The 12,632-nt window shown below is 48.4% G+C and carries 9 protein-coding genes and 1 pseudogene; 5 read left to right on the top strand and 5 right to left on the bottom strand.

What is annotated here, in order from left to right; all coding sequences use genetic code 11:
• Positions 1-8: 8 nt before the first annotated feature.
• Positions 9-908 carry a ubiquinol oxidase subunit II gene (gene cyoA / locus P4S53_RS15540; RefSeq protein WP_337113365.1) on the bottom strand — a complete coding sequence of 300 codons (900 nt, stop codon included), beginning with the start codon at positions 906-908 and terminating at the stop codon, positions 9-11.
• A gap of 535 nt (positions 909-1,443) precedes the next feature.
• Positions 1,444-2,202: a sulfite exporter TauE/SafE family protein gene (locus P4S53_RS15535; protein ID WP_337113364.1), complete on the bottom strand. Its 759-nt coding sequence runs from the start codon at positions 2,200-2,202 to the stop codon at positions 1,444-1,446.
• A 405-nt stretch (positions 2,203-2,607) separates the two neighbouring features.
• Between P4S53_RS15535 and P4S53_RS15530 the strand changes: the two are divergent.
• Together P4S53_RS15530 and P4S53_RS15525 are read left to right on the top strand one after the other, a co-directional pair.
• Positions 2,608-4,920: pseudogene (locus tag P4S53_RS15530) on the top strand (chitinase C-terminal domain-containing protein); the annotation flags it as partial.
• 468 nt (positions 4,921-5,388) lie between these two features.
• Positions 5,389-6,036 carry a murein L,D-transpeptidase catalytic domain family protein gene (locus P4S53_RS15525; protein WP_337113363.1) on the top strand — a complete coding sequence of 216 codons (648 nt, stop codon included), beginning with the start codon at positions 5,389-5,391 and terminating at the stop codon, positions 6,034-6,036.
• Between the two features lie 344 nt (positions 6,037-6,380).
• Here P4S53_RS15525 and ald read toward each other — a convergent pair whose 3' ends face one another.
• Both ald and P4S53_RS15515 read right to left on the bottom strand, forming a co-directional pair.
• Entirely contained in the window at positions 6,381-7,496 is a 1,116-nt protein-coding gene (gene ald, locus P4S53_RS15520) for an alanine dehydrogenase (RefSeq protein WP_337113362.1), read from the bottom strand.
• Between the two features lie 445 nt (positions 7,497-7,941).
• Positions 7,942-8,208, bottom strand: coding sequence for a hypothetical protein (locus tag P4S53_RS15515; RefSeq protein WP_027252412.1), 267 nt, complete (start codon positions 8,206-8,208; stop codon positions 7,942-7,944).
• A 176-nt stretch (positions 8,209-8,384) separates the two neighbouring features.
• On the opposite strand from P4S53_RS15515, the gene P4S53_RS15510 reads away from it, so the two are divergent.
• From P4S53_RS15510 to P4S53_RS15500, 3 genes are all read left to right on the top strand, one after another.
• Entirely contained in the window at positions 8,385-9,299 is a 915-nt protein-coding gene (locus tag P4S53_RS15510; RefSeq protein ID WP_337113361.1) for a LysR substrate-binding domain-containing protein, read from the top strand.
• Positions 9,300-9,424: 125 nt separating this feature from the next.
• Positions 9,425-10,537 (top strand): adenosine deaminase family protein, encoded by a 1,113-nt coding sequence (locus P4S53_RS15505; protein ID WP_337113360.1) that lies wholly within the window; start codon positions 9,425-9,427, stop codon positions 10,535-10,537.
• On the top strand, positions 10,538-11,845 hold the full coding sequence (locus P4S53_RS15500; protein ID WP_337113359.1) for an NCS2 family permease: 1,308 nt from the start codon (positions 10,538-10,540) through the stop codon (positions 11,843-11,845).
• A gap of 88 nt (positions 11,846-11,933) precedes the next feature.
• On the opposite strand, the gene P4S53_RS15495 is transcribed toward P4S53_RS15500, so the two are convergent.
• On the bottom strand, positions 11,934-12,545 hold the full coding sequence (locus P4S53_RS15495) for a 2OG-Fe(II) oxygenase (protein ID WP_337113358.1): 612 nt from the start codon (positions 12,543-12,545) through the stop codon (positions 11,934-11,936).
• Positions 12,546-12,632 lie beyond the last annotated feature (87 nt).

Genomic DNA, 12,632 nt, shown 5'->3' with positions numbered 1-12,632 from the left:
AATATGTCCTAGAATGTTTGCTCAGTGGAATTTGATGGCGTGATTGTGCACATCAACGAGCCTTCGAATTGATTCAATATGGTTGTGAGCATGCTTGAAGGCACATTGGAGTAATAACTCACTGGTGCATTCTCACTTGGCTCTGCAATGGTCTCGAAGTCCTTCAGCGTGACCAGCCTGTCGCTTGATGCCTGAGCTTTCTGAACCCACGCATCGAAACTTGCCTGGTCTGGCATCGCCAGTGCTTTGAACTTCATGCCAGAGAAACCGTGGCCGCTGTAGCTCGCTGAAATACCATCGTAAACACCCGCTTCATCAGCAATCAGATTCACCTTGGTCAGCATACCTGCCATGGCGTAAATCTGGCTGCCCAGTTGTGGAATGAAGAAGGAGTTCATCACACTGTTGGACGTCACACGAAACTCAACCGGCACATCTTTCGGGAAGGCGACTTCGTTGATCGTTGCAATGTGCTGATCCGGATAGATAAACAGCCATTTCCAATCCAGCGAAACCACTTCAATCGTCATTGGTTTTACTGAACTTTCAATTGGCTTTCTTGGATCCAGCGCGTGAGTCGACTGCCAGGTAATTGTGCCTAAAATGGCGATGATAATAATTGGCACAGTCCATACAACCAGTTCAATTTTGGTTGAATGAGCCCACTCTGGGGTATAGGTTTCACCCGTATTCGATTCACGATATTTAAATGAAAAATAGAACGTCATCAGAATAACGGGAATAACGACAACCAACATCAGTAGTACTGATGTGATTATCAAATCTTTTTCTGCAGCACCAATTTGTCCCTTAGGATCAAGCAGCGCAAATTGACATCCCGAAAGGAAGAGGCTTATAAAAAATACAAACCCACCCGACAAGATGTTCTTATATCTTGAGGTTTTCATGTTCTCTCTCAGCTTTTTGGGCAAAAGTCGTCACCAACAGCCAGTAGCACTTTTTAATGACTACATGAGTTATTATTTTGATCTGAATCATTTTATTTTACGTAAAATCAAGTTGTTATATGTCCCTATTAACAATAATGAATCACTTTGATGCTCGTAAAAGCGCTGACTGATTCACTAAACAGTTCACACATATTCACTTGATTTCACTTGCGGTTACACCCCCTCACATTTTGTTACAACTGAAATATTTTGCCACTTTCGCTGTTAAGTTAACACTCACTAAAAATGAAACTTTAGATCTAGCATTTGGAATCATGGCCAAATTGTGACCAGACAGACAAAAAAACCCGCCATTAACCATATTATTTCTATGGCTAATCGCGGGCTTTCAATATGAATAGCAAATATATTTAGTTCGCTGTTCGAACAATATCAGCAGAGCAACAAAAACTTTATTCAGGTAAAAACAACTCAACACATATGTTAATTAAATTAACAAAATTACAGCAATGATTTAATTATTTCCTACACCTTAGTTCAGCATCGCAGCAATACAACCGCACAATGTCATTAAAAACAAAAACCATTTCAATGTTTTTGCCGTTGCTTTAATCGCAAACTTCACTGCCAGATGGGTGCCAACGATAGTCCCGGCCGCCAGGATCAGACCCGGCAACCAGAGCACCAGTCCTTCGTAGATAAAGAGCCCGAGAGCAACCACAGTGAACATCAGGGTACACAGCATCTTTAATGCATTCGCCCGGACCAGGTCATAGCGTAAGGTGCCTGCCAGTGCAGCCAGCAACACAAACCCCACTCCCGCCTGAACAAAACCGCCGTAGAATCCAGCCAGTCCTAATCCCCACCAGGAGCTGGGCGTATCTGCCACTTTCCTCGCCAGCGTACCGGGTTCAGGTGCCACCACGGCAGGTTTGACTAAAATGATGAATGCCATCAGCAGCATGGTGCCCAGCAACAAGGGTTTGATCCACTCCGAAGGCGCGTAAGCTGCTGCCACAGCTCCAGCCAAACCGCCGGCTATGGTTGGCACCATAATCGGACCGGTATCACTGAGTTCCAATTTACCATGGCGTTTAAATCCCAAAACCGCAGTCAATGCCTGCAAAACAACACCAAGACGGTTGGTTGCATTTGCCACTTCTGCTGGCATGCCCATCACCATCAAGGCAGGCAAAGTTAAATTTGAGCCACCGCCAGCCAGGGTATTGATGATGCCGGCAAGAAACCCTGTACCGATGAGCAATGCCGCGTGGAATAAGGTGATATCCATTTCTGATCCTGAAAGTAATTCCAAAGCACCACTTTATACTCTATAGGCTGCACAGGTGTACAGGTAACAGAGCACTAATCTATTGATTAAATCATTTATTTCATCAGGACAATTAAGCCGATCATTTGATTGTCACCGCAAAATAATGAAGGAATTGTTACAGATCATCACTATTTTTATGTGATATTAGATCAAATTATTAACAAAAAATCTCGGAGTTCCAGTGAAAAACCTATAGTAATTTTACGGCTAAATATAAGTCAGTTACTTATTTTATTATTTGATTTTTTCACTAAGGAACCATTCATGCTAAAGCTAAATATGAAGCGCAAGCGCGCTAAGCAGGGCTTTGCTCTCGCGACTCTCAGCGCAGCCTGCCTGCTGAGCTTTCAGGCCCAGGCAGCTGCTAATTGTCGTCCGGACGGCTTGTATCAAACCCCGGGTGTGACTGTGCCCTACTGTACTGTGTATGATCAGGATGGCCGCGAAAAAATGGGCGCAGACCACCCGCGTCGCGTGATCGGCTACTTCACCAGCTGGCGCAGTGGCAACGACCCGCAAAGCAGCTATCTGGTCAACGATATTCCCTGGGACAGCCTGACTCATATTAACTACGCCTTCGTCAGTATCGGCTCTGACGGTAAAGTCAACATCGGGGATGTCAATAACCCGGACAACCCGGCAGTCGGTAAAGAGTGGCCCGGGGTTGAGATAGACCCGGCACTTGGCTTTAAAGGTCACTTCGGTGCGCTGGCAACAGCCAAAGCTCAGCATAATGTCAAAACACTGATTTCCATCGGTGGTTGGGCGGAAACCGGGGGTCACTTTGATGACAACGGCAACCGTGTTGCTGACGGCGGCTTCTATACCATGACAACCAATGCAGACGGCAGTATCAACCATCAGGGAATCCAGACTTTTGCTGACTCTGCTGTGGCCATGATGCGCCAGTACAAGTTTGACGGCCTGGACATCGACTACGAATACCCCACCAGTATGCAAGGTGCCGGTAACCCGGATGACTTCGCTTACTCCGATGCAATGCGCCCTCATTTAATGAAGTCTTACCACGAGCTGATGAAAGTACTGCGTGAAAAACTGGATCAGGCCAGTGCGCAAGACGGACACCACTATATGCTGACCATTGCCGCTCCTTCATCCGGCTATCTGCTGCGCGGTATGGAAACCATGTCGGTCACTAAGTACCTCGACTATGTCAACATCATGAGTTACGACCTGCACGGCGCATGGAACGATTACGTGGGACATAACGCCTCACTGTTCGACAGCGGCCTGGATGCGGAGCTGGAAGCCGGTAATGTCTACGGCACAGCTCAGTACAAAAAAACCGGTTATCTGAACACTGACTGGGCTTACCATTATTTCCGCGGCTCAATGCCTGCGGGCCGAATCAATATTGGTGTTCCTTATTACACCCGTGGCTGGCAAGGCGTTACAGGCGGAACCAACGGACTTTGGGGTAAAGCGGCGCTGCCGAACCAGAGCGATTGCCCAACCGGTACCGGTGCAGGTACCAGTAATTGCGGTTATGGTGCCACCGGTATCGATAACATGTGGCACGACAAAGATGCCAACGGCAATGAAATGGGCGCGGGTTCAAACCCTATGTGGCATGCCATGAATCTGGCGAACGGTGTTTACGGCAGCTATACCGCAGCCTATGGCTTAGATCCGGTGAACGATCCTCAGGACGCGCTGACTGGCACTTATACCCGCCACTACGACAGCGTCTCTGTTGCTCCCTGGCTGTGGAACGCAGACAAGAAAGTCTTCCTGTCGACCGAAGATAAAGAATCGATCAACACCAAGGCAGACTATGTGATTGAGCAGGGGATCGGCGGTATCATGTTCTGGGAACTGGCCGGTGACTACAGCTGTTACAACCTGGATGCCAACGGTAACCGTACCACGGTGGACCCGACCGAAAACGCCTGTAAGACAGGCAACGGTGAATACCACATGGGTGACACCATGACCAAAGCTATCCATAACAAGTTTGCCAGTGCGACGCCTTATGGCAATACCCTTGCAGAGGGAGCGATACCAACAGAAGCGGTCAATGTTGAAGTCTCTGTCACCGGATTCAAAGTGGGCGATCAAAACTACCCGCTCAATCCAACCATGACATTAACCAACAAAACAGGTCAGGTTCTGCCTGGCGGCACTGAGTTCCAGTTCGACATTCCAACCTCAACGCCGGATAACATGTCGGATCAATCCGGTGCCAACCTGCAAGTCATCTCTTCCGGTCATACCCGAGGTGACAACATTGGTGGCCTGGACGGCAACTTCCACCGTGTCGCGTTCACTCTGCCAAGCTGGAAGCAGTTAGGTAACAATGAGAGCTTTGAGCTGACCCTGAACTACTTCCTGCCTATTTCTGGTCCGGCGAACTACAGCGTACGTGTCAATAATACTGACTATGCTCTGGCATTCGAACAACCTGACCTGCCAATTGCAGATTTGAGTAACGGCGGCGGCGACAATGGTGGCGGCGATGGCAATAACGGTGATTGTGTAACTACAGGTGTCAATACCTACCCTAACTGGCCACAAACTGACTGGGCCGGCAACCCAAGCCATGCGGCCGGCGGCGACCAGATCATCTACAATGGCGTGGTTTACCAGGCTAAATGGTGGACAAACTCGGTACCGGGCAGCGACGGCAGTTGGGATACCGTCTGTACTGTTCAGTAACAAAACCATAAGTCATTCTTAAGTTGTTAACCAAAGCGGGCAATCTAGCCCGCTTTTTTATACAGCAACATTGTTCATTTTTTAACCCAAGATATTATTTTCTATCATAAAAATGCGATATCAAGCTCAAAATCAGAACAAACAGACAAATGAGTGATTATTTGATGTTTCTGTAATATCCCTATTATTTTTCTTTTCTAAAACAGAATATTAATCGTGTCTGAAGTGGCAGTTTACTAAAAATGTAAAAAAAACTGACATGTTGAGACTAATTTTCGATTAAACAATGTTCATATTCTAATGCGCTGTTTTATATTGATAAATATATAACCATAGAAAATTTAAACACTTTGGTGATGGGATAATTTTAACTTAACCCTTTCAATACAAGGGCTAAAAAAATTCAATTCCTATGGTAGAGTCCTATCGTCACTGGCACCAACTAATTAAAAGAGTGTAAACAAGGAAATGAAACAAGCCATCTACCTATTCATTTTGCTGTTTTGTTATTTACCACAGTATGCATCAGCAAGCACAATTAAGGGACCACTTTCACAACAAACTCAGAATCCTGAAATCATTGTTAAATATGTTTATGAACAGGCGGGTTTGCAAGGAAAGCTAGACTTCGAAGTATTTAAAAATGGTTATAATGCTTATTACAATACCAAGACACGAAAAAAACAATTACTGACGATTATTGACTACAGTAAGCCATCGACTGAAAAGCGTTTTTTTGTTATCGATCTGAAAAGAAATAAACTGCTATATCACACTTACGTGACACACGGCGTCAACAGTGGCGGTGTGGTTGCAAAGCACTTTTCAAATATCGTCAATTCGCGCCAAACCTCGCTGGGTACCTTTCTGACAGATACCACCTACTTCGGGGGCAATGGTTACTCACTGCGTCTTGACGGGCTGACAAAAGGCCTCAATGACAATGCGCGTCGCCGTTATATTGTTGTTCACGGCGCTCCCTATGCGTCTGAAGATTTTATTCGACGCCATGGTTATTTAGGCCGCAGCTGGGGTTGCCCTGCTCTGCCTGCCAATCTTTCCAAGAAGATCATCGACACCATTAAAGGTGGCAGCGTCATATACGCTCGCGCGTAATTTAACCTGATTGATTCATTTTATTTCTTGCCCTTATGTTCTCATAAGGGCTTTTTGTTTTGTCAGAGTATTATCAATTTAATGTCTGACAATCAGAGTTGTTAGGATGATCTCATTTTCATTGGCTAACGCATTTTATATGACCGGTTTTTAAGACATAAAAGACCGGTTTAATTGACTTCCCCGCGAGCGTTTACACGCTGTAATTCACTTTAAATAACCCGGTGATTAACAGCCATGTTATCCACCGTCAGTCACCGTATTTGCGATCACTTTAATTGGTCATAAAAAAATCCCTGCCGAAGCAGGGATTTAAATACTATCATCAAGCATTCAGTCTTTTATCAAGCTAGCGCTTTGGCCGCATCAACAAATGGCAGATCCAAGGCTGTTGATACTTCGTGACAAGTAATTTGACCACGGTAAACGTTCAAGCCGTTCAGCAGGTGTTTGTCTTCCTGCAGCGCCGCTTTATACCCTTTGTTTGCCAGTTTCAGGATATACGGCAATGTCACGTTATTGAGGGCAAAGGTAGACGTGCGGGCAACGGCGCCAGGCATGTTGGCGACGCAATAGTGAACCACATCATCCACAATGAAAGTCGGCTCGCTGTGGGTCGTCGCATGAGAGGTTTCAACACAACCGCCCTGGTCAATAGCCACATCCACAATCGCAGAGCCAGGTTTCATCTTCTTCACCATCTCAGCTGTGACCAGCTTAGGCGCAGCGGCACCCGCCACCAGCACACCACCGATGACCAGATCAGCTTCCAGTACATGCTTTTCAATCGCGTCTTTGGTTGAATACACGCACTGAACCTTGCCTTCAAACTGCGCGTCCAGTTTGCGCAGCACATCAATGCTACGATCCAGAACAACGACATTCGCACGCAGGCCGACAGCCATCTGAGCGGCGTTCGCACCCACAACACCACCGCCGATAATCACCACTTTCGCAGGTTCAACACCGGGAACACCCGCCAGCAGCATACCGCTGCCGCCACGAGATTTTTCCAGCGCAAAAGCACCCGCCTGAATCGACATCCGACCGGCCACTTCAGACATCGGCGCCAGAAGAGGCAAGCGGCCGAAATCATCAGTCACAGTTTCGTACGCAATACATACTGCTTTACTGTCCACCAGATCTTTGGTCTGTTCTGGATCCGGTGCCAGGTGCAGGTAGGTAAACAGAATCTGACCTTCACGCAGCATGGCACGCTCTACTGCCTGAGGTTCTTTCACCTTCACAATCATTTCAGCTTCTGCAAACACATCAGCGGCGGTCGGCAGAATTTTTGCACCGGCGTCAATGTAGTCCTGATCGCTGAAACCAATCCCGACACCAGCTTGCGTTTCAACATACACAGTGTGGCCATGGGCAACCGCTTCGTTGACAGAAGCAGGCACCATGCCTACGCGGTATTCATGAACTTTAATTTCCTTAGGTACACCAATAATCATTGTTAGTTTCCTTGCGGCTTGTCAGAGGTTGTGAAAACAATAATGGAATACATTTGAAATGTGTCACCGTTTTTTAACCTAAAAGCAACAAATGAAACCAGCCATGACAGATTTGACAGCACATCACTCTGTTTATGACGATAGTCACACTACAAAAGCTCAAGAAAACACCATTAATTAGCCCTTGGGACTAGTTTCAAGTCCATTTCATGGTCTTTAAGTCTGAATATCACTTCAATATAAGAATTTTTGACCTTACTGATAATCTTCATTACTGAAATAAATGCAGAGATACTGGCAGTTTCGTTTCAGCCATATAAAATGCTGGATTTCCCCCAACAGCTTGGTTGTTCAGGGAGATTTATCACTATGGATTAGGATTTCAGCGGGGATAAATAAGAACGCCACCCTGAGGTGGCGTTGAAAATCCGACGTAGGTGCCCGATCAGTCTTCAATCTCCCAATCCATGTCAGGTAAGGCATCGAGATTGTCTGAGTAGCGCTTCAGGTTAAATTCACCGTCATTTTTCACCACATCAAACACTTCAATCGACAAGGCACAAGCAATCATCTCAATGGCTTCTTCCCTTGGTGTCCCTGTCATCACGAGGCGCATCAGGGTTTCTTTTACTTTAATCGGATTGCCTTCAGCCAGTTGATTTTCAACTGTTTCCACCAGCATTTCACCTGTCATGATCTCATCATCTTGCATACTGTCTGCCCTTCTTCATGCTTCACCAGTAAGATTTCCCCCAATCTTACCGTAGCCGGACAAGTAACACGAATTCGTCAGCTGCAGTGCGTTATTCTGGCCGTCGGGCCAGTAGGTGGCATTTCCTGTGATAATATCCGGTCCATGATGTATGGTTTGCAGTGAAGTGATTGTCGATGAATCTTGATACGAAATGGTTGGAAGACTTTATCGTGCTTTGTGAAGTCCGAAACTTTTCCCGTGCGGCGAAAGCCCGGCACATTACTCAGCCCGCGTTCGGACGCCATATCAAATCTCTGGAAGAGGCCGTTGGCGTGCAGCTGATTGACAGAAGCACGACACCCATCAGCCTGACGCAGGCAGGCAAGCAATTCCATTCTCTGGCCCGCAATCTGCTGATGCAGCTCGACCATGGCCTGTCGCAGTTAAGCAGCCACCCGCGGCCGGTTTTTACACCGCTTCGTATTGCAACACCGCATTCGCTGGCCTCGCCCACCTTAATGAACCTGATGGACTTCGCCAGTCAGGAACTCAGTTTCGAATACAGTGTTGACGTGCTCAGGCTGGATTATGCCATTGAGTCGTTGACCGAAGGGCGCAGTGATTTTCTGTTTGCCTTCGATGCCCTGGCCTTGCATCAGCCGCCGTTTCAGAATATTGCCATTGGGGAAGGTCATTTCTATTTGGTCTCCACGACCGATCAACACGGCGCCCCGGTCTTTACACCCGGGCCGGACAAGATGACGCCCTTATTACGCTATTCTCCCGAAAGTTACACGGCCCGGCTGATCGAAAACGCCCTCGGGCAGCCGGCTAATTTTCCCTGCCATCCGGTGTTTGAGTCATCGATGTGCCAGTTGCATAAAGACATGGCGCTCCGGGGTAAAGGCGTGGCCTGGTTGCCCGATTGCTTAATCGCCGAGGAATTAAAAGACCAGCGTTTGGTCTGCCTCAGCCCTGAAGTCTGGCGTATTCCGTACAAAATCCGGCTGTACCGTAATCAGGCCCGGCTGCCTGATATTGCCGAAGCGTTCTGGCAATACCTGCAACAACAGGCCGAGTCTGGCTGGCAACTTTTGCCAGCTGACTAACCCGGCAATGCTATTTGATACATTGATGCAGATTCAGCATCAACATACCGAAAACAGCATTTCACAATGTTCGCCCTTCTCGCCAAACTGCTTCTCAACTGATGTAGCAGATTGAGTATGGATACGTGACGACCCTGACTTTACCTGAATTTATTCGCCGCCTGCCCAAAGCCGATATTCATTATCACTTGCTGGGCGGGGTACGGCTGAGCACCATGCTGGACCTTGCCCGCAAGTACCAGGTTGAACTTCCGGAAGCCGAGGCCAAAAGCTACTATCGCGCCTACCAGACGCCTGGCGGGCCGCGCAAAGGCGGGATTGCGGCGCTGACATTCCTGTATCAGCTGATGCAGGAAACCGCCGATTATGAAAGAGTGCTGTTTGAAGTCGCAGAAGATGCCCACCACAGCGGTGTGAAATATATTGAAACCTTCTGGAACCCTTCTGATGTCGCTTTACCCTATGCCGATGTCAATGATGCGCTGGTGCGCACCATCGATCATTGCCAGCAGGTGTTTGATATCACCATACGTTTGATTCCCTCCATCAACCGTGAAAAATCCCCCGAAGACGCCGTAGCCATGGTGGAGGCCATGATTGCTCATCCGCATCCCTATGTGCTGGGCATCGGGATCGATTACAAAGAGCATCAGGCGCCGGTTGAACACTTCTGGAAGGCATACCGGCTGGCTGCAAGACACGGATACAGGCTGACAGCGCATTGTTCTGAGTTTGGCCTGCACTGGCGCAATGTCGAAACCGGTATCGAACTCATCGGGGTTGATCGGATTGATCATGGCTACAGCATCATCAATAACCCGCAACTCACAGCGAAATACGCGGCGCTGGGCATCCCTTTTACCGTGGTGCCGTCCAACACCTATTTTCTGCAGCAATGGCCGGAACATGACGAATGGCGGGTCAAACATCCGATCCGTGCCATGGCAGAAGCCGGTCTGAACATTATTCCCTGCACCGACGACTGGCACATGCACGATACCCATACCAGCAAGTGTTATCAGGTGATGGTTGAAGATTTCGGTTTTGATGTGTACAGCCTGAAAACCATGATGCTGAACAGCCTCTACGCAAGCTGGCTGCCCACAGCACAGATTACACAGTGGGCGAATGAATGGAGCCGCTGCTTTGATGAATTGTATGCACAGCTGGACTATCAGCCGGCACTGAGCACCAAAGAACTCATTCTGTATCGACGTGAACATAACGGAAAGAAATAAATGGAACGTATAAAGGACTTTTTCAAACTGCAAGAAAATGGCACAGATATCAAAACGGAGTTCATTGCCGGATTTACCACTTTTGCCACGATGGCCTATGTGGTGGCTGTCGTGCCCAGCATGCTGAGCAAAGGCGGGATTCCCTTTGCCTCGGCGATGACGGTGACGGTGATTATGACAATAATCACTACCCTGGCGATGGCGATTTATACCAACCGGCCGTTTATTCTGGCGCCGGGCCTGGGCAGCGTCGCGATTTTCTCCTTCACACTGCTGGGCGGCGGCGTCCCGCTGCCGGTTGCCTCCGGCATCGTTTTTATCAGCGGTGTGCTGTTTATGGTGGTTTCTTTCCTGGGGATCAGAAATTTCATCGTCCGCATCATACCGCCGAGCATTAAAGTGTCTGTCGGAGTCGGCATCGGTCTCTTTATCGCCTTGCTGGGTCTCAAGCAGGCGGGCATCGTGGTCGCCAATGCCAAGAAAAATGTGCTGATTTTTGGCGATCTGGCATCGAGCGACGCCCTGCTGGCCTTTTTCGGGTTTTTCCTGGTACTGTTTTTCGTGGCCCGTAAAACCCGTGGCGGCATTATTCTGGCGGTACTGATCACCACGCTGGTGGGAATCCCACTGGGTGTCACTCAATTGCCTACCCATCTGTTTGCCATGCCGGGCGGCGTGGATGACCTGCTGTTCCAGCTTGATATCACCGGTGCCCTGTCACCGCAGTATCTGCCTTTCCTGCTGGCCTTTTTTATCCCGGATTTCTTCTCAACCCTGGGCACCTTGCTGGGTGTCGGTGCGCAGGCGGGCTATCTGGATAAAGACGGTAACCTGCCGGGCATTGAGAAGAACTTCCATGTCGATTCTTGCGCGACGACCTTTGGCTCACTGTTCTCGTGTCCGGTACTGACCACATATCTGGAAAGCTCTGCGGGCGTGGAGGCCGGTGGCCGTACCGGTTTAACCGCGGTATTCACGGCAGCCTTGTTTGTTCTGACCCTGTTTATTTCACCGCTGGTGACACTGATCCCGACCGCAGCGACCGCACCTGTGCTGATTTATATCGGTTTTGCCATGATGTCTTCGATGCGAAAAGTAAACTACGATGACATCACACAGTATCTGCCGGCCTTTGTCTGTGTCGCCATGACCATCTTCAGCTTTAATTCGGGTAACGGTATTGCAGCAGCCATGGTGGTATATGCATTCCTGAAACTGGCCACAAACCGCTTTAAGGAAGATCACTGGTCTGTGTATCTCATTGCCATCTCAATGATTTACTACTTTTACGTCGTAGCAGGTCACTGATCAATTCGGGCCAGTCGATTGACTGGCCCGAAATAAAGACGGCTGACCCGAGACGTTGATCCCTGCATGGCGCATGATCATTGAAGGTTTAAACCGCGATATCCAGACTTCCTGCGCTCACGCCATTGAGACGGAACCAACCCGCAATACTGAAACGCGGGCGGTGCGCTGGCAGCACCTCATGGGGAAACTCTTCAGACAAAAACATCACCAGGCGCCCGCCTTGAGGCACCAGCTTTGTCAGAAAGCTCTCATCATCATTGTAAATCACCAACTCTCCGCCATCCGTTTCCTGCCAGTCTTTGTCGTTCAGATACAAAACAGTCGTAAGAATTCGGTTCGCTTTGCCACGAAAACTATCACGATGCTTTTTATAGAAATCACCCTGCTCGTACTTGGCAAAATGCGCTTCGTATTCAAACAGGCCCAGATAGAGGTAGCGATTCGCCGCCTGACGGATCGCCTCCATCTTATCCAGATAGTGATGAACCGGCTGGCCCATCTCTTCTTTCAGCCAATGAATCTTATCGCTTCGGATTGACGCCACATGTGTATGGGCATCCTGACGCCCGATACCCGCCTGTGACCATTCTGATGGCAAGCATTGCAGCAATGCAGCTATTTCGTTTGCAGAAAGAAAATCGTCCCACACACACCAACCCTGCGTGTGCAGGCTATCAAGCATCGTGTCGAGATCCATGCGATGAGTCCGTATTAGCCTAGCGTTGAGGCTTTATAGACACTCACCTTGCGAGTCACAAATCATTGATTGAATGGGAAAGATAAA

Origin of the sequence: Photobacterium sp. Hal280, from assembly GCF_037162255.1 — a bacterium.
Taxonomy (GTDB): domain Bacteria; phylum Pseudomonadota; class Gammaproteobacteria; order Enterobacterales; family Vibrionaceae; genus Photobacterium.
The sequence above is the reverse complement of the archived record's forward strand: the minus strand, read 5'-3'. Positions and strand labels throughout refer to the sequence as shown.

Bases quoted from the DNA above. Each gene is read 5' to 3' on its own strand.
- P4S53_RS15510 (WP_337113361.1), top strand. From the start codon at position 8,385: ATGAATCTTGATACGAAATGGTTGGAAGACTTTATCGTGCTTTGTGAA.
- P4S53_RS15515 (WP_027252412.1), bottom strand. From the start codon at position 8,208: ATGCAAGATGATGAGATCATGACAGGTGAAATGCTGGTGGAAACAGTT.
- P4S53_RS15500 (WP_337113359.1), top strand. From the start codon at position 10,538: ATGGAACGTATAAAGGACTTTTTCAAACTGCAAGAAAATGGCACAGAT.
- P4S53_RS15535 (WP_337113364.1), bottom strand. From the start codon at position 2,202: ATGGATATCACCTTATTCCACGCGGCATTGCTCATCGGTACAGGGTTT.
- P4S53_RS15495 (WP_337113358.1), bottom strand. From the start codon at position 12,545: ATGGATCTCGACACGATGCTTGATAGCCTGCACACGCAGGGTTGGTGT.
- cyoA (WP_337113365.1), bottom strand. From the start codon at position 908: ATGAAAACCTCAAGATATAAGAACATCTTGTCGGGTGGGTTTGTATTT.
- P4S53_RS15525 (WP_337113363.1), top strand. From the start codon at position 5,389: ATGAAACAAGCCATCTACCTATTCATTTTGCTGTTTTGTTATTTACCA.
- ald (WP_337113362.1), bottom strand. From the start codon at position 7,496: ATGATTATTGGTGTACCTAAGGAAATTAAAGTTCATGAATACCGCGTA.